The 14,465-nt window shown below is 63.9% G+C and carries 23 protein-coding genes; 10 read left to right on the forward strand and 13 right to left on the reverse strand.

Annotated elements, in window-relative coordinates:
* Window positions 1–4: 4 nt before the first annotated feature.
* Both hpaD and RX330_RS28440 read right to left on the reverse strand, forming a co-directional pair.
* Window positions 5–859: a 3,4-dihydroxyphenylacetate 2,3-dioxygenase gene (gene hpaD, locus RX330_RS28435; protein ID WP_317240672.1), complete on the reverse strand. Its 855-nt coding sequence runs from the start codon at window positions 857–859 to the stop codon at window positions 5–7.
* 18 nt (window positions 860–877) lie between these two features.
* Complete coding sequence (locus RX330_RS28440) at window positions 878–1,150, reverse strand: helix-turn-helix domain-containing protein (RefSeq protein WP_317240673.1); 273 nt, start codon at window positions 1,148–1,150, stop codon at window positions 878–880.
* Between the two features lie 158 nt (window positions 1,151–1,308).
* Between RX330_RS28440 and RX330_RS28445 the strand changes: the two genes are divergently transcribed.
* Together RX330_RS28445 and RX330_RS28450 are read left to right on the forward strand one after the other, a co-directional pair.
* The gene (locus RX330_RS28445) at window positions 1,309–1,761 is read left to right on the forward strand and encodes a hypothetical protein (protein WP_317240674.1); all 453 of its coding nucleotides are present in this window, start codon (window positions 1,309–1,311) and stop codon (window positions 1,759–1,761) included.
* A 96-nt stretch (window positions 1,762–1,857) separates the two neighbouring features.
* Window positions 1,858–2,094 carry a hypothetical protein gene (locus RX330_RS28450; protein WP_212080866.1) on the forward strand — a complete coding sequence of 79 codons (237 nt, stop codon included), beginning with the start codon at window positions 1,858–1,860 and terminating at the stop codon, window positions 2,092–2,094.
* A gap of 65 nt (window positions 2,095–2,159) precedes the next feature.
* Here the strand turns inward: RX330_RS28450 and RX330_RS28455 are convergent, their stop codons facing one another.
* The 5 genes from RX330_RS28455 to RX330_RS28475 all read right to left on the reverse strand — a co-directional run bounded on the left by RX330_RS28455 (window position 2,160) and on the right by RX330_RS28475 (window position 7,222).
* Window positions 2,160–2,978 carry an aldo/keto reductase gene (locus tag RX330_RS28455; protein ID WP_317240675.1) on the reverse strand — a complete coding sequence of 273 codons (819 nt, stop codon included), beginning with the start codon at window positions 2,976–2,978 and terminating at the stop codon, window positions 2,160–2,162.
* A gap of 208 nt (window positions 2,979–3,186) precedes the next feature.
* A complete protein-coding gene (locus tag RX330_RS28460; protein WP_317240676.1) occupies window positions 3,187–4,758 on the reverse strand; it encodes an alkaline phosphatase D family protein in 1,572 nt (523 codons plus the stop codon).
* A gap of 118 nt (window positions 4,759–4,876) precedes the next feature.
* Window positions 4,877–5,296: a hypothetical protein gene (locus RX330_RS28465; protein ID WP_317240677.1), complete on the reverse strand. Its 420-nt coding sequence runs from the start codon at window positions 5,294–5,296 to the stop codon at window positions 4,877–4,879.
* 109 nt (window positions 5,297–5,405) lie between these two features.
* On the reverse strand, window positions 5,406–6,407 hold the full coding sequence (locus tag RX330_RS28470; RefSeq protein ID WP_317240678.1) for an NAD(P)H-dependent flavin oxidoreductase: 1,002 nt from the start codon (window positions 6,405–6,407) through the stop codon (window positions 5,406–5,408).
* A 440-nt stretch (window positions 6,408–6,847) separates the two neighbouring features.
* Window positions 6,848–7,222, reverse strand: coding sequence for a PRC-barrel domain-containing protein (locus RX330_RS28475; RefSeq protein ID WP_212080861.1), 375 nt, complete (start codon window positions 7,220–7,222; stop codon window positions 6,848–6,850).
* A gap of 140 nt (window positions 7,223–7,362) precedes the next feature.
* On the opposite strand from RX330_RS28475, the gene RX330_RS28480 reads away from it, so the two are divergent.
* The 6 genes from RX330_RS28480 (at window position 7,363) to RX330_RS28505 (ending at window position 11,663) form a co-directional block, all read left to right on the forward strand.
* Window positions 7,363–9,171: a thiamine pyrophosphate-requiring protein gene (locus RX330_RS28480; protein WP_317240679.1), complete on the forward strand. Its 1,809-nt coding sequence runs from the start codon at window positions 7,363–7,365 to the stop codon at window positions 9,169–9,171.
* Entirely contained in the window at window positions 9,168–9,395 is a 228-nt protein-coding gene (locus tag RX330_RS28485) for a hypothetical protein (protein ID WP_212080859.1), read from the forward strand. The genes RX330_RS28480 and RX330_RS28485 overlap by 4 nt, the downstream gene beginning before the upstream one ends.
* 86 nt (window positions 9,396–9,481) lie before the next feature.
* A complete protein-coding gene (locus RX330_RS28490; RefSeq protein ID WP_317240680.1) occupies window positions 9,482–10,033 on the forward strand; it encodes a DUF4142 domain-containing protein in 552 nt (183 codons plus the stop codon).
* Between the two features lie 216 nt (window positions 10,034–10,249).
* The gene (locus RX330_RS28495; protein WP_317240681.1) at window positions 10,250–10,834 is read left to right on the forward strand and encodes a phosphatase PAP2 family protein; all 585 of its coding nucleotides are present in this window, start codon (window positions 10,250–10,252) and stop codon (window positions 10,832–10,834) included.
* Entirely contained in the window at window positions 10,831–11,178 is a 348-nt protein-coding gene (locus tag RX330_RS28500; RefSeq protein ID WP_212080856.1) for a DUF3147 family protein, read from the forward strand. The genes RX330_RS28495 and RX330_RS28500 overlap by 4 nt, the downstream gene beginning before the upstream one ends.
* Window positions 11,178–11,663, forward strand: coding sequence for a hypothetical protein (locus RX330_RS28505; protein ID WP_317240682.1), 486 nt, complete (start codon window positions 11,178–11,180; stop codon window positions 11,661–11,663). The genes RX330_RS28500 and RX330_RS28505 overlap by 1 nt, the downstream gene beginning before the upstream one ends.
* Here the strand turns inward: RX330_RS28505 and RX330_RS28510 are convergent.
* Both RX330_RS28510 and RX330_RS28515 read right to left on the reverse strand, forming a co-directional pair.
* Window positions 11,634–11,828, reverse strand: a complete 195-nt coding sequence (locus RX330_RS28510) for a hypothetical protein (protein ID WP_317240684.1) — start codon at window positions 11,826–11,828, stop codon at window positions 11,634–11,636. The genes RX330_RS28505 and RX330_RS28510 overlap by 30 nt on opposite strands.
* On the reverse strand, window positions 11,812–11,970 hold the full coding sequence (locus RX330_RS28515; RefSeq protein ID WP_212080853.1) for a hypothetical protein: 159 nt from the start codon (window positions 11,968–11,970) through the stop codon (window positions 11,812–11,814). The genes RX330_RS28510 and RX330_RS28515 overlap by 17 nt, the downstream gene beginning before the upstream one ends.
* A gap of 172 nt (window positions 11,971–12,142) precedes the next feature.
* On the opposite strand from RX330_RS28515, the gene RX330_RS28520 reads away from it, so the two are divergent.
* A complete protein-coding gene (locus RX330_RS28520; RefSeq protein ID WP_212080852.1) occupies window positions 12,143–12,391 on the forward strand; it encodes a hypothetical protein in 249 nt (82 codons plus the stop codon).
* Window positions 12,392–12,560: 169 nt separating this feature from the next.
* Here the strand turns inward: RX330_RS28520 and RX330_RS28525 are convergent, their stop codons facing one another.
* From RX330_RS28525 to RX330_RS28535, 3 genes are all read right to left on the reverse strand, one after another.
* Window positions 12,561–12,779 (reverse strand): hypothetical protein, encoded by a 219-nt coding sequence (locus tag RX330_RS28525; RefSeq protein WP_212080851.1) that lies wholly within the window; start codon window positions 12,777–12,779, stop codon window positions 12,561–12,563.
* Window positions 12,780–12,849: 70 nt separating this feature from the next.
* Entirely contained in the window at window positions 12,850–12,981 is a 132-nt protein-coding gene (locus RX330_RS28530) for a hypothetical protein (RefSeq protein ID WP_283818714.1), read from the reverse strand.
* A 106-nt stretch (window positions 12,982–13,087) separates the two neighbouring features.
* Window positions 13,088–13,282, reverse strand: a complete 195-nt coding sequence (locus tag RX330_RS28535) for a hypothetical protein (protein ID WP_212080850.1) — start codon at window positions 13,280–13,282, stop codon at window positions 13,088–13,090.
* 93 nt (window positions 13,283–13,375) lie between these two features.
* On the opposite strand from RX330_RS28535, the gene RX330_RS28540 reads away from it, so the two are divergent.
* Window positions 13,376–13,888, forward strand: a complete 513-nt coding sequence (locus tag RX330_RS28540; RefSeq protein ID WP_317240688.1) for a DUF4142 domain-containing protein — start codon at window positions 13,376–13,378, stop codon at window positions 13,886–13,888.
* Between the two features lie 6 nt (window positions 13,889–13,894).
* Here the strand turns inward: RX330_RS28540 and RX330_RS28545 are convergent, their stop codons facing one another.
* Window positions 13,895–14,200, reverse strand: a complete 306-nt coding sequence (locus RX330_RS28545; RefSeq protein WP_317240689.1) for a hypothetical protein — start codon at window positions 14,198–14,200, stop codon at window positions 13,895–13,897.
* Window positions 14,201–14,465 lie beyond the last annotated feature (265 nt).

A 14,465-nucleotide genomic window follows, 5' to 3' on the forward strand; every position in this document is an offset into this window, starting at 1 on the left:
TGCCTCACGCCTCGACGTGAAACTCGACGTTGACCTGGCCGGAGCCGGACGAGGGAAAATAGTCGCAGAGCTGCTCGGCAGCGCCGCAATAATCGTACCAGCCGAGGGCAGCGAACAGCATGATCGTGTCAGCCATGCCGCCCTCGCCGTTGCACTTGGTGGCGTAGTCCGGGAGCATGTCGAGAAATTCGCGATAGCGGCGGCTCTGCCACAGCTCGAGCACGCGCAGGTCGACTTGGCGGTTGAACTCGCTCGCGATCGACGTCCACGCCTCGGGGCCGAGCTGCTTGTTCGGCCAGAGCCGATGCGAGAGCGAACCGCTGGCGAGGACGGCGACCCGCTCGCCGGATCGATCGATCGCGCGGCGGGTCGCTTCACCGAGGATCCGGCTTTCCTCGAACGAGGTGAAGAGCGGCGAGGCGACCGAGACGACCTTCGCAAAGCCGTCCGGGTTCAGGTAGTGCATCGGCACGATGGTGCCGTATTCGAGCCCGAGGCTGGCCACCTGATGGGCGATCACGTTCAGGCCCGCGTCCACGGCCCTGTTTGCGATGGCCTCCGCGAGAGCCGTATCGCCCGGCAGGTCGTAGCGCAGATCCTGGATCATCTGCGGCGCCTCATGGCTCGTGAACGAGCCGCAATGCCGCGCATTGGCATTGACATGGTAGCCGAAATTGGAGAGCCAATGGGTGTCGAACACCACGAAGCTCGTGACGCCGCGCTCTCTCGCCCGCCGGCCGAGCTCGCGCAAGGAGCTGACCGCCGGCTCGCGCGCGTTGCGCAGCGGGCTGCCGGGCGCCTCCGACAGCATCAACGACGGAACATGGGTGACCTTGGCGGCGAGAACGAGCTGCCCCATGGCGGTCACCTCGAAGCGTCAGGCCGCCTGGGGCTGGCTGCCGTGGATCGCGGAGGTCAGCCGCAGCAAAAGGACGATCGAGACGTTGCCCTTGCCGGCCTCGATCTGGGCGATATAGCGCTCGGAAATCCCGGAACGGCGGGCCAGCTCGCGGCGCGACAGGTCGCAGCGCATGCGCGAGGACCGCAGGCGATCGCCCAGCTCGGTCAGAAACGCGGTCTCGGAATACGGCGGCACGGCACAGCTCCCCGGCAGCACTTCGCCCGCAAAATCCATGACTTGATTCAGCATTGCTCTATCCAGGTTCGCCTTCGGGAAGCCCATCCTACCCCCGAAAAGACCGGCCTCATTGACGCGGATCAAATTCGCGAGCGATCGGCCGCTGCCATGGACGGAAGCGGGCGGGATGCTACACTTTGGAATTCTTCGAGGCGGGGTTCTTCTGGGACATGACGCGTTGTTTGAGCCGCTGGATCGCGGCTGCGATGCTGTGGGCGGCGATCACACCTGCGGCGGCTGCCGGGACGCTGGCCGCGACGGTCGAGCAATGGGGCCTGCTCGGCTCGTGGGCGGTCGACTGCGCGGCTCGGCCCGACCGCGACAAGGGCGCGCTGCTGACCTACGAGATCCGGAAGGACGGCCGGGTGATGTACCGGCGCAATTTCGGCGAGGCCAGGGACGAGAACGAGATTGTATCGGCCACGGTCAACGCCGACGGCCTGCTCAATATGATGGTGTACTTCCCCTCGCTGCGTCAGACGCGTGAGTTCGGCTTGCTGCTCGCAAAGGACGGCAGCCTGCGTGCGATCTACAATCGCAGCGAGCGCGGCGAGTACACGATCAGGGACGGCAAGTACATCGCGACAGGCGCGCCGACACCAATCCAGCAACGCTGCGATTAGCCACCTGAACAGCCGTTCAGAATTCTCCTGCGATTCCCCCGGAACGATCGCGTGAATGCGCGGTTTAGATGTGCATTCGAATTGGAGGAGGACGTCATGAAGAAGCTTGGTTATGTAATTGCGGCCCTGGGCGCGCTCGCGATCGCGGCGCCGACCCTCGCAAGTGCCGAGACGGTGGTGATCAAGCGCAGCGGCTATCACCATCATCATCACGGCCCGTACGGTGCTCGCGCCCAATACCGCACGCATCGCGACCACGGCTGGCATCGCGGCCACCATCGCGACAAGGTCGTGGTGATCAAGCGCGGCCATCGTCACCATCACTGGGACTAACGCAGAGTCATATGGAAATGGCCCCTCACGGGGCCATTTCTTTTGCGTATCGAAAGCGCTTGGCGCTAGTCCCACTTCGGCGCAAAACCCGGATTGACGCAACGCCTGTCCTTCGGCAGCGCGGCGATCTTCCGGCGGTCGCCATCGTCGAGCGTGATATTCAGCGCGTCGAGATTGGCTTGCTGGCTCTCACGGCGCGAGGCTTTCGGGATCGCGGCGACGCCGTCCTGGTCGAGCAGCCATTTCAGCGCCACCTGCGCAGCGGTCGCGTTGTGCCTGGCACCGATCTCGGCCAGCACCGGATCCGAGGCAATGCGCCCCTGCGCCAGCGGGCAATAAGCGACGAGCGGGATCGACTTTGCCGCGAGATAAGCCAGCACCTTCGATTGATCGAGCATCGCGTGATATTCGATCTGATTGCAGGCGATCGGCGCCCTGACGTGCTCGACCGCGATCTTGAGCAGCGCCGTGGTGAAATTGGCGACACCGATGGCCCGCGTGCGCCCCTCCTCCTTCAGCTTCATCAGGGTCTCGAACACCGCACCCCAGTCCGCGGCCTTCGACGGCCAATGCACGAGATAGAGATCGACATGGTCGAGCCGAAGCTTCTTCAGGCTGGCATCGAAGGCACGCCGCATCGCGTCGGGGGTGAGGTTCTCGTGCCAGACCTTTGTCGTGACGTGCAGCTCGTTTCGCGGCAGACGGGACGCGGCGATGGCTGATCCGATCGGCTCCTCGTTCGCATACATCTCCGCAGTGTCGATGTGGCGATAGCCGATCGACAGCGCGCTCTCGACCGCGGCGCGGCAGGCATCGCCCTGCATGCGAAAGGTGCCGAGGCCGAGCTTGGGCATGCTGATGCCCTGTGTCTTCAGATTGTCCATGAACAGGCTCCTGACGTATTGCATCCCGCCGGACGCGCCGCGAGGCCGCGGGGACAGACTCTTCGGTGAAGGAAACGAGATGGCGGGAGCGGGCATCCTAGCGCGCCAGCAGCGCGGCGGCCAATCAAGATCGGGTTAGATGCGAGCCAGGCCAGTCATCATCATGGCCGGCTTGTCCCGGCATGACGACGAGGGCAGCGTATCCCCCTCACGAATGCTGCGCCACCACAGCCGGTCGCGCCTGTGGCTGCGGCGCGATGTCGACGGACCATAGGCTGCGATTGTCGACGTCCTTCAACGTGACGGTCATGACGCCGCTGCGGCCATCGATGTCGACGCGGCCAAAAAACTGCAGTCCGAAACAGGGTGCCAGATTCTCGCCCTGCGCTGCGCTACAGCCGTTCTGGTACATCGCCGTCGGCCCGAAGGTATCGTCGAGTTCGCCCGGGCCCCAGCTCCCGGCGTGCAGCGGGCCGGAGACGAACTCCCAGAACGGCTCGAAATCCCTGAATTGTGCCTTGCCGGGATCGTAATAATGCGCGGCAGTGTAGTGCATGTCCGCGGTGAGCCACACCACGTTGCGGATTCCGGCGCACTTGATCGAGCTGAGAAGGTCGGCGATCTCGTGCTCGCGCCGGTCAGGCGCCCCATTGCCGAGCGCGACGGCATCGAGACTGACGAGGCCGATCGGCAAATCGGCGGCGATGACCTTCCACGTCGCGCGCGAGGCGGCGAGCTCCCGCTTCAGCCAGGCAAGCTGCTCGGAGCCGAGGATCCAGCCGCGACGGTCGCCGCCCTTGTTCCAGCTATCATCGCGATAGCTGCGCATGTCGATCATGAAGACGTCGAGCAGCGGACCGTAGCCGATGCGACGGTAAACCCGGCTCTGCCGCGCGCCGAGATCACGGATCGGCATGAAGTCGAAGAAGGCGCGGCGGGCGCGCGCGACGAGGCGCGGGGTGCCGTCGTCCTCATGGCCGGCGTGATCATAGCTGCCGGTCGGCGACCAGTCGTTGGTGACCTCGTGGTCGTCCCACTGCGCGAACATCGGCACCTCCGCATGGAAGGCACGAAAGTTCTCGTCGAGATGGTTGTATTTGTAGTTGCCGCGGAACTGAGCCAGCGAGTGCGCGACTTCGGACTTCTCCTCGGTCACGAGGTTACGCCAGGTCTCGCCGTTGGGCAGCTTCTGCTCGGCAGGTATCGTGCAGTCGGCGTAGATGTGATCGCCGGAATGGATGAAGAAATCCGGACGGTTGTCGAGCATGGTGTGGTAGCTGCGATAGCCGCCGCGCGAGATGTCGATACCCCAGCCCTGCCCCGCGACGTCGCCCGACCACACGAATGAGATCGACTGGCGAGCTGCCGGCGCAGTGCGGAAATGCCCGAGACGGCTTTCGCCGCGAAGGCCGGTCGCGATGTCGTCGAAGCGGATGCGATATAAGACGTCCTGCCCGGGCGGCAGGTCGTCGAGCTGCAGCTTTGCGGTGAAGTCCGCATCGGGCAGCGCATCGCACGAGGCCGACGCCATGATGCTGAAGCTCTCGACGGTCGAGCACTCCACGTGCATCCGTGCGGCCCTGTCCGCGCGCGCCCAGATCACGGCGGAGCCATCGCAGACGTCACCGGACTGGATTCCGCCGGCGATTTGCGGACGATCGGCGGCGCGGCTGAGGTACGGGGTCGCGAGCGTGCCGAGCGAGGCAACCGCCAGGCTTGAAGTCGAACGGACCAGGAATTGCCGCCGGGTCCATGCGCGCGAAGCGCGGAGCGTTGCCATTCAGGAAACCTTCGTCGAATCGCGACGGAAGGTGCCTGCGCTCCTTGACTCCCGGCTTACGGTTTCTTGACTCCGCGCCTACGGTTTTGCGACGCGCGGATGACGGCTTCAGCCTCGCCTAATGCTTCCAGTTGCAGATGCCGCCGGAGCGGCACGGCCAGGTCTGGATGCGGGTATCCATTGCTTGCGCATCCAGCGGGTTGCCGTGACGATGCGCAAGCTTCGCGCGAGCTGCGCCGCGCGGCTGGGCGGCCCTGGCGTGCGCGGCCTTGGGCTCGGCCCCACGGACGCGCTCGGCGGCAACCTTCTTCGGCACGTCGACCGGCTCGACGCGGGCCTGCGCCTCGCTGCCGCCACGCGCCTCCAAGGCTACCGGTGCAAACTGCGTCTCGGGCCCGAGCCGCTTCGGCGACAGCACCGCCTTGGAGAGATCGAGACCGAGATATTCACCGGGCTTGTAGTCGTCAGCGCGAGCGATGCCGCCGCCAGCGAGCATCAGGGCAACGGCAACTGCAAAATGAATGCTCTTCAGGACCACGGACGCCTCCTGAAACTGGATTATTAAAGGGGTAATTTACTCCTATTTAGGAGGCGCCGCGGCCAATTCCAGCGGTCAAGTGCCGCCGTGGTTAAGAAGTTTGGCGGTGTCATGCGACCTTTCGCGTCGCACCCGTCCCATCCAGGAACCCCATCAGGCGGTTGCGGATGATCTGTTCCGCCTCGCCCATGATCCTGTCAATCAGCTCCTTGCAGGAGGGGATGTCGTGGATCAACCCAGCGACCATGCCGCAGCTCCAGGCGCCGGCGTCCATCTGGCCTTCGAGCATGATCTTGGGATAGACGCCCGCGACCTGGTCGTGGATGTCGTCGATCTTCAGTTTGTCGCCCTTCTCGCGCTCGATCTCGATGAGGCGATCGACATTGGCATTTCTCAGCACGCGCTCGGTGTTGCGCAAGCTGCGCATGATCAGGCGGGTATCGAGCTCGGTGGCCGCGACCAGCGCGTTCTTCACGTTCTGATGCACGGGCGCTTCCTTGGTGGCGATGAAGCGCGTGCCCATGTTCATGCCGGCCGCGCCCAGCGACAATGCCGCGACGAGGCTGCGCCCGTCGGCCATGCCGCCGGAGGCGACGAACGGGATCTTCAACTCCTCCGCCGCGCGCGGCAGCAGGATCATGTTGGGAATGTCGTCCTCGCCGGGATGACCGCCACATTCAAAACCATCGACGCTGACGGCGTCGCAGCCGATGCGCTCGGCCTTCAGCGAGTGGCGGACCGAGGTGCATTTGTGGATAACCTTGATGCCTGCGGCCTTCAGCGCCGGCATGTAGGCCTCCGGGCTGCGGCCCGCGGTCTCCACCGCCTTGATGCCGCCTTCGACGATGGCCGCGATGTATTCGGGGTAAGGCGGCGCCGCGAAGGTCGGCAGGAAGGTCAGGTTCACGCCGAACGGCTTGTCGGTCATGTCGCGGCAGCGTGCGATTTCCTTCGCGAGCAATTCCGGCGTCTTCTGGGTGAGGCCGGTGATGATGCCGAGCCCGCCGGCATTGGACACGGCGGCGGCCAGTTCGGCAAAGCCGACGAAATGCATGCCGCCCTGGATGATGGGGTGCTCGATGCCGAACAGCTCGGTGATCGCGGTCTTCACTTAGATACCTCCCGGGATTTTGATCAGGTTGGGTGCAGTCTAGCCGCAGTCTCGTGCCGCGGTCACCATTTCTCTCCGAAGGGTCGAAGGAGGTGCGATCCTGGCCGCGTAGGCGCTCGGGAGAGTCCCTCGAAGGATGTACGGCCCGGCCTCGTGAAGAACCCCCGCGGCCATCCGGGAACGCTATAACTCAAGAAAGAAGCGCGGCGTCATCAACGCCGCGCTTCATCTCGTCCCCACGGGAGACACTTGTCATTGCGTCTTCGTCCCGTGCCATTTCCCCAGGTCTGGCTTCACCTTGTCCGATCCTTGTTCCTTCTCCGGACTGCCTTGCCAGGCTTGTCCGTCAAGGCTTGTCCGTCCGTTTGCGCGATCCCCAGTCATTCTGATCCCGGGGATTCGTCGGTCGGCCGTTCCCTGCTCGTCGGATCGTCCCCTCGTTACGCGAAGGGGACGCCGTAATAGGCATTGATGCGGCGCACGGCAGCGTCATCGCTCCAGTTCCACTGGGTCTGCTCGCCATATTTTGGAGCGCCTTCCAGATCGCTGGCCGTGATTGCGGTAATATAACCGCCAAGCTCGGTGTCGTATTTCAGCGACTGCCAAGGCAACGGGTAGTGATCATTGCCGAGGCCAAGAAAGCCGCCGAAGCCGAGCACTGCGTAAGAGACCTTGCCAGTGATCTTGTCGATCATCACCCGCTCGATCGAACCGATCTTGTTTCGATCGGCACCGTAGACAGCGGTTCCCTCGACCTTGTCGCTTCCAATGAGCCGGCCCATCTCGTTCCGGTCCAGTTCGCCCTGATTCAGCATCGTCATTCTCCACTCAGGCATCTGTGAATCAACCGCAAGGGGTGATCGATCGTTCCGGCGTGCGTTTCGCAACAGCTTGGGAACATCGCCCCAAACAACCGGTTCTCCAGCTAACGAGGCCGAACCCAGAGCCGCCCGCTATGTCCCAGACAGTCTCCGACTTCATCATTCAGCGTCTGCATCAATGGGGAGTGCGCCACATCTTTGGCTATCCCGGCGACGGCATCAACGGCGTGTTCGGCGCGATGAACCGGGCCCAGGGAAAGGACCACAAGATCGGCTTCGTGCAGGCGCGGCACGAGGAGATGGCCGCCTTCATGGCAACCGCTTATGCAAAATTCTCAAGGGAGCTCGGTGTCTGCATTGCGACCTCCGGTCCCGGCGCTTCGCATCTCGTCACCGGGCTCTACGACGCGCTCCTGGATCACCAGCCGGTGCTCGCGATCGTCGGCCAGCAGGCGCGGAACGCGCTGGGCGGGAGCTATCAGCAGGAGCTCGATCTCGTCTCGATGTTCAAGGACGTTGCCGGCGCCTACGTCATGCAGGCGTCCTCGCCTGCGCAAGTGCGGCATCTGATCGATCGCGCGGCGCGGATCGCGCTGGCGCGGCGGACCCCGACCGTGATCATCCTGCCTAATGATCTGCAGGAAGAGCCTTACGAAGACCCGCCCCGCGCCCACGGCACGCTGCATTCCGGCATCGGCTACAGCGCCCCCAGCATCATGCCGCAGGAGGCCGATCTCGATCGCGCTGCGGAGATCCTCAATGCCGGCAACAAGGTCGCGATGCTCGTCGGCGCCGGTGCGCTTGGCGCCACCGACGAGGTGATCGCCGTGGCAGATCGGCTGTCGGCCGGCTGCGCCAAGGCGCTGCTCGGCAAGGCCGCGCTGCCCGACGACCTGCCGTGGGTCACCGGCTCGATCGGCCTGCTCGGCACCGAGCCCAGCTACAACATGATGATGGAATGCGACACGCTGCTGATGGTCGGCTCCGCCTTCCCCTATGCCGAATTCCTTCCCAAGGAAGGCAACGCGCGCGGGGTGCAGATCGACATCGATGCCAGCATGATGTCGATCCGCTTTCCCATGGAGGTCGGCCTCGTGGGCGATGCCGCCGAGACCTTGCGCGCATTGCTGCCGCGACTGAAACGCAAAAGCGATGGCGCCTGGCGCCAGAGCATCGAAGAGGACGTTGCGGCATGGTGGAAGACGCTGGATGACCGCGCGCACCAGCCAGCGGCGCCGGTCAATCCGCAGCTCGTCGCCTGGGAACTGTCCCCGCGGCTGCCCGATCGCGCCATCATCACCAGTGATTCCGGCTCATGTGCCAACTGGTTCGCACGCGACCTGAAGATGCGGCGCGGCATGATCGCCTCGCTCTCCGGCGGCCTCGCCTCGATGGGCGCAGCGGTGCCTTATGCCCTCGCCGCGAAGTACGCCCATCCGGATCGGCCGGTGATCGCCCTCGTCGGCGACGGCGCGATGCAGATGAACAACATGGCCGAGCTGATCACGGCCGCAAAGTACTGGCGCTCCTGGCGCGACCCGCGCTTCATCGTCTGCGTCTTCAACAACGAGGATCTCAACCAGGTGACCTGGGAGCAGCGCATCATCAACGGCGATCCCAAATTCGAAGCCTCGCAGCGTATTCCCGACGTCTCCTATTCCCGCTTCGCCGAGCTCATCGGCCTGCGCGGCATCTTCGTCGACAGTCCACAGCGGCTCGGTTCGGCCTGGGAGCAGGCGCTGGCGAGCGAGATGCCCGTCGTGCTGGAAGTGAAAACGGATCCCGAAGTGCCGCCGCTGCCGCCGCATATCACGCTTCAACAGGCCAAGAACTTCTCGCTCGCCCTGATGAAGGGCGATCCGAACCAAAGCCGGATGATCAAGGGAGCGGCGCGGCAGGTGCTCGAAACGATCCTGCCCGGAAAGGAACGAGGTGAACCATGAGCGACTTCCGCGATATCCAGCATGGCGTCAACGATCCCGTCGATGGCGTCGACGTGAAATACCACTTCAACGACAACAGGACGCCGCACGAGCGCGCACAACGCCACGCCGATGTGCGTGCCGATGCCACGGCCGTCCCCACTGAACCGTTTCTGCCCGAGCGGCTTCGACGCAAGCCGACCGATCCCATCAATCCGCGCACCGGACGCAATCCAGCGGATTAGTCCTTAGGAACCACGGCTCCCGCGGCCGGTTGGTCGGCGCAACATCGCGCGGCACAAGGCTGCGCGCACAACCGAAGGGACTAGACATGAAACGGACCGTCATCGCCCTTGCCTGCGTGCTTCTCGCAGGCCCCGCCCTCGCCCAGTCGCTGGGCGAGAAGACCGGCATCAATTCGGCACTCGGCGTCGCACCTGCTACTGCGGATTTCGTCAAGGAGGTCGCGATCAGCGACATGTTCGAGATCGAGTCGAGCAAGCTCGCCCAGCAGAAGGGCAACGCTCAGGAGAAGAGCTTCGCACAGCAGATGGTGACGGACCACACCAAGACCAGTACCGAACTGAAGAGTCTCGTCAGTGACGGCAAGGTGCAGGCGACCCTGCCGACGGCACTCGACAGCTCGCACCATAGCAAGCTCGACAAGCTCAAGAACGCCACCGGCAAGGATTTCAGCTCGGACTACAACTCCTACCAGGTCAGCGCCCATGAAGATGCGGTGTCGCTGTTCGAACGCTACGCCAAGGGCGGTGACAATTCCGCGCTGAAGGACTGGGCCGGCAAGACGCTGCCGGCGCTCAAGCATCATCTTGTCATGGCCAAGGAGCTCGGCAAGGCGCCGAGTGTCGGCCAGACAAAGTAACGCGTCGGACGAGGAGGCCGCCCCTCGGCGTCCTCCTCGTCCCCGGCAACGATGTCTTCTCTCCGTATGCCCGCAAGCTCACGATGATTCCGCTCGTCCATCCGGAGCAGCCTGCCGCACTCGTTTCGATCGATCCGCAGAGGCCACGAGCGCCGCAGAACGTTCATTGTCATACAGAATTTACAGAACGGTCATCATGGATAACTCGCCAGACCGATGGCACTCGTAAAAGTAAAACCGACCCGGATCGACCAGGCGCTCGCCAACGAAATAGCGCAGGACACAAATTCAGACATCGAGCAAGTCGCCCAGATTTTGACCTGGGCTGCGGACGAGCACGTGCTGCTCGTGCTCGCTGCGGCTGGTTGGCTTTACGCCCGGCTTCGGCAACCCGGCGCGCGTCCTGTCGCAAATCACATGTTGGCGGTCTCCTTGGCGACCGCGGTGCTGCCGCACCTGCTGAAGTCCCTGTTCGACCAGACGAGGCCCGACCGGCTGACAGTGCGCGGTCATGCGAACGGTATTCCCATATCGGGACGATCCCGCGACGCGTTTCCTTCCGGCCATGCTCTGCACATGGGCGCGCTGGCCTCGGCGGCAGGGCTGCTGAAGCCCGTCCCACGCCGGCTGGTGCGCTCGCTTGCCGTGGCTCTGTCGTTGACGCGCGTTGTCGTGCTTGCACACTGGGTCAGCGACGTCGTGGCAGGCTTCATCCTCGGCGTCGGCGTCGAACGACTGTTCAGGCCGCTCACGCTCGGAAAGCCAAGACAGCGGCCCCCTGCCTCGCGGGTGCGGTCATGACGGAATATCTGCTGCGCTTCATCGCCGGCGGGGTCATCGTCTCCGCCTTCGCGATCCTGGGAGACATGCTCAAGCCGAAGAGTTTTGCCGGGCTGCTCGGCGCGGCTCCGTCGGTCGCGCTGGCCACACTCAGCATCGCCGTCGTCCAGCACGGCCCGCAATATGTCGCCGCCGAAAGCTGGACGATGATCTATGGTGCCGTCGCACTTGCCTTCTACAGCCTGGTCGTCTGCCATCTCTTGATGAGGTTTCGTCTCGGCGCATTGCCAGCCACCGTCGCCGCTTTTGCCGTATGGCTCGTCGTCGCCTTCGGTCTGCTCGCGGCCTTCGGAGGTGCTGCCTGATGCTGGTCAAGCTGTCTCCATCGGCGCTGAAGCAGACCCGGTGGTACGAGTACGGTGTTCGCTTCCTCCTTGGCGGACTGGCAACGGCGATCGCGGGAATCGTCGGTGCGCGTTTCGGCGTCTCCGTCGGCGGGCTCTTCCTCGCACTTCCCGCCATCTTCTGCGCCAGCGCAACACTGATCGAAAGTCATGAGCGCCGCGCCAAGGAAAAAGCCGGTCTCAGCGGGCGAAGGCGCGGGCAGCAGGCAGCGGCGCTCGATGCTGCGGGTGCGGGCTTGGGAAGCATCGGTCTTGCGGCGTTCGCCATGATTTTTTACGTCGTGGTTTCGACGACCGTGATCGGCGCATTCGTCACCGCCATTCTGGGATGGGCGGCCGTGTCGGTATCGGCGTGGTTGCTGAGGCGAAAGCTTCGCATCACCTCCCGCGCCGTGCAGACCGAGCGCATCGGGCCATCAGCGAGGCGCCGCGGCCTCTTCCCGTAGCATCAGAAAGCCATACATCTCGGCAGCGGTCTGAAGCTGATCGATGCGCGCGACAACGACGTCGCGCTCGCGTCCATTCGGCAGGCTCGATAGCTCACGCTCGAGCCGCAGCTTCTGCGCCTCGAGGCGTTGCTCAAACGTATGGGGCTCAGATGGTTTTCGCATCTTCCGTCCTCGGTGGCTGCAAGGCCGGGCTGTTGGCCCAGCGTTCGACTTGCTCGATGACCCTCTGGTGGCTCGGGCGCACCGGTTTGGGGGCTTCCGGCTCTTCGGAAAGCTTACGGGGCAACCTGACTTCGTCCGTCATGGTCTCTCTCCCTTCCAGGAGGAAATGCGCGACCGCGAAAGTCGTTCAATTATAACATATTGATTTCGCTAAGTTTTTTACTCATCTTGAGACTTTCCCGTCTCTTGTGGAACTCCAACCAAGTTGGTTCGTTGAGTAATCTACTCAACCTACTCAATTTGTGTGATTGACCATGCAAGACCTTCGCGCCGAGCGGCTTCAGGTCATGCTCTCGCCGGAAGAGTTGGCCGCCGTTGACGATTTCCGGTTCAAGCATCGCATGCCGACGCGGGCGGCGGCAGTCCGCGAGCTCCTCAAGTTCGGACTGGCCGCCGCAGACGTCGATGCAGCCGCCGGCGTGAAGTCGAGCAGCTTCGGCGTGTTCGGCCGCGGAGCCGACGGACACACGCAGAGAGATCCCGAAAGCGGTGCCGAGGACTGAGCAATGAGGACTGAGCAATAGAGGCTTCCACAGGCGAACGGCCCCGGCAGGATGAGTGCCGAGGCCGTCCTTGGAGATTGCTTCCGGCTCACCGGGGGCATGACGACCGGAAGCAACCTGTCGACTCCGCGCACGAGGATTCGTTCCTCGTGCGGGATCACCGCTTCGTCTAGCTGCTCGGCGCGTCGCCGGAATCATCCGGCGTCATGCCGGAGCCCGGCGTCTTGCTCTTGTCATTCAGTCTGGGATCGCGCGTCGCCTCGCGTGACGGCGAGCCGTTCTGAGTTCTCTGTGGATCCGTCTTGTGCGCAGACTGCGCGCGCTGCTTGTCACGGGGCTGCTCCTCTCCCCGCTTATCCCTGACGATGCCGTGGTCGGAATGGGCCATGGTGTGCCTTCGCCTCTTCTGATGTCTCGAAGCGCTTACGCACTGCGGCGCCGAATGTTCCGGCGCCGCTCTAGCTGTGCGTTGCGTGGACGGCGGCCGATGCGTTCTCCAGCTGCACCTGACGAACCGTCGTCACCGTCGCAAACGCGACCGAGACGCCGAAGGCAAAAATGAGTGAAAGAAGGGCCAGACGTGGAGCCATCGCAAACCTCCTTCTGGAATCGTGATTGATTGTTCCCTGATCATCCTTGATTGACCGCTTGCATTCCGTGAGCGGTCTCACACGCGGATTCACGAAAGGCGAGCGCTCAGGCGTCCTGCTTCTGCGCAAAACGGACCGGAACGGGCGCGATCTCGCCGTCGAGCCAATCCTGCTCGTGAGCGAGCGCCGTCCAGGCGTCCGCCATGCGCGAATAGCGCTTGTGGGCGGGTTTTCCCTCGGCGCGCTCGGCGAGCTGGAGACAATTGTCGGCGTTATCTCTGAAGATGTCGGACTGTTTCATGAAGCAAGACGTGGGGATGGAACTCTACCGTCGCAACCCGCTTTCCGATCGTAATGTTGAGGGAACTTTGCCTCCGATCCGCAATTGATCTCGATGCGAGTTCTCGTCGCGATCATCCTGGCATTCATCAGCACCGCGGCGCTCGCCGACAGCACCGGCGAACGCAAGCCCGGCGAACGTCCGCCGAGCGCGATCGACGTCATCAGCGGTCTCTACAATTTCAGCCGCTTCCAGCAGGGCCTTCTGGAGAACACGGATTTGAAGGGCAACGCCGAGGTCAAGAACCTCGCAGCCTTGCGCGCAGAAGAGGCCACCAAGCGCGACAAGGCGCTCAAGCAGATACAACAGGCGATCGGCGCGGAGCCACGCGTCGACAAGGCGTCGTCCGTCAGCGCGAGCCTGGTCGAGCCCGAAACTTCGGACGGACCGACTTACGTCCGAAGCTTCTACGCCTCGCAGATCCCGGAGTATGAATCCGCCATCGATCTGCTCGAACGCTATCTGAAGGCGCCCGACAACACCGCGCTCGCAGCGTTCGCGCGCGAGCAGCTCCCGATGCTGCGCGCGCAGGTCAGGGACGCCGAGCGCACCATGGCGGACAAGTAGCAGCCTCTATTTGTCGTTCGAATGACGTTGCTGGCTCTGCGGGCGCACGGTGCGGTCGCTCTCCGGCATCTTGTCCCGGCCGGCGTCGCCATTGTCATCCTTGCCGCCCGAAGATGAGGTGCCACTGCCGCTCGGGTTCGAGCGGGTCGCCGCCCCCGTGGTCGGGGTATCCGCCCGCGAGCTGGCGGAGCTCGCGGCGGGATCGCCGGTCACCGCCCCGCGACCGCTGGGCGCACCGTTCTGCGCCAAGGCCGGCCCGGCAAACAGCATGGCGACGATCGCGAGTCCTCCTTTAGCAAGTCCTGCCCTCATGTCCGTTCTCCCTTTGCGGGCTAACCACGAGGCCTGGCGCCCGTTCCGGGACGCTGCCGGAGACGACCGAACGAGGCGGGGGGCCGCCCACGCCATTTCTGTCCGAATTGGCATGGAACCAAATCGCTCCATCGCCGTTGTTTGCATCGGGCTGAGCAAGGCAGGTTCCATTCTCGCGCCGCACCTTGGCGCTTGATTTCGAATTGGGCTGACGCTCTATTTCGACGAGATGCGTCACGCCTTGGATTCGGCCGGCGCCTGCGGG

It is taken from the genome of Bradyrhizobium sp. NDS-1, from assembly GCF_032918005.1.
In the GTDB taxonomy this organism is placed as follows: Bacteria; Pseudomonadota; Alphaproteobacteria; order Rhizobiales; family Xanthobacteraceae; genus Bradyrhizobium; species Bradyrhizobium tunisiense.

Coding starts and splice junctions, on each gene's coding strand:
- hpaD (WP_317240672.1), bottom strand. CDS start 859: ATGGGGCAGCTCGTTCTCGCCGCCAAGGTCACCCATGTTCCGTCGTTG.
- RX330_RS28440 (WP_317240673.1), bottom strand. CDS start 1,150: ATGCTGAATCAAGTCATGGATTTTGCGGGCGAAGTGCTGCCGGGGAGC.
- RX330_RS28445 (WP_317240674.1), top strand. CDS start 1,309: ATGACGCGTTGTTTGAGCCGCTGGATCGCGGCTGCGATGCTGTGGGCG.
- RX330_RS28450 (WP_212080866.1), top strand. CDS start 1,858: ATGAAGAAGCTTGGTTATGTAATTGCGGCCCTGGGCGCGCTCGCGATC.
- RX330_RS28455 (WP_317240675.1), bottom strand. CDS start 2,978: ATGGACAATCTGAAGACACAGGGCATCAGCATGCCCAAGCTCGGCCTC.
- RX330_RS28460 (WP_317240676.1), bottom strand. CDS start 4,758: ATGGCAACGCTCCGCGCTTCGCGCGCATGGACCCGGCGGCAATTCCTG.
- RX330_RS28475 (WP_212080861.1), bottom strand. CDS start 7,222: ATGCTGAATCAGGGCGAACTGGACCGGAACGAGATGGGCCGGCTCATT.
- RX330_RS28480 (WP_317240679.1), top strand. CDS start 7,363: ATGTCCCAGACAGTCTCCGACTTCATCATTCAGCGTCTGCATCAATGG.
- RX330_RS28485 (WP_212080859.1), top strand. CDS start 9,168: ATGAGCGACTTCCGCGATATCCAGCATGGCGTCAACGATCCCGTCGAT.
- RX330_RS28490 (WP_317240680.1), top strand. CDS start 9,482: ATGAAACGGACCGTCATCGCCCTTGCCTGCGTGCTTCTCGCAGGCCCC.
- RX330_RS28495 (WP_317240681.1), top strand. CDS start 10,250: ATGGCACTCGTAAAAGTAAAACCGACCCGGATCGACCAGGCGCTCGCC.
- RX330_RS28500 (WP_212080856.1), top strand. CDS start 10,831: ATGACGGAATATCTGCTGCGCTTCATCGCCGGCGGGGTCATCGTCTCC.
- RX330_RS28505 (WP_317240682.1), top strand. CDS start 11,178: ATGCTGGTCAAGCTGTCTCCATCGGCGCTGAAGCAGACCCGGTGGTAC.
- RX330_RS28510 (WP_317240684.1), bottom strand. CDS start 11,828: ATGCGAAAACCATCTGAGCCCCATACGTTTGAGCAACGCCTCGAGGCG.
- RX330_RS28515 (WP_212080853.1), bottom strand. CDS start 11,970: ATGACGGACGAAGTCAGGTTGCCCCGTAAGCTTTCCGAAGAGCCGGAA.
- RX330_RS28520 (WP_212080852.1), top strand. CDS start 12,143: ATGCAAGACCTTCGCGCCGAGCGGCTTCAGGTCATGCTCTCGCCGGAA.
- RX330_RS28525 (WP_212080851.1), bottom strand. CDS start 12,779: ATGGCCCATTCCGACCACGGCATCGTCAGGGATAAGCGGGGAGAGGAG.
- RX330_RS28530 (WP_283818714.1), bottom strand. CDS start 12,981: ATGGCTCCACGTCTGGCCCTTCTTTCACTCATTTTTGCCTTCGGCGTC.
- RX330_RS28535 (WP_212080850.1), bottom strand. CDS start 13,282: ATGAAACAGTCCGACATCTTCAGAGATAACGCCGACAATTGTCTCCAG.
- RX330_RS28540 (WP_317240688.1), top strand. CDS start 13,376: ATGCGAGTTCTCGTCGCGATCATCCTGGCATTCATCAGCACCGCGGCG.
- RX330_RS28545 (WP_317240689.1), bottom strand. CDS start 14,200: ATGAGGGCAGGACTTGCTAAAGGAGGACTCGCGATCGTCGCCATGCTG.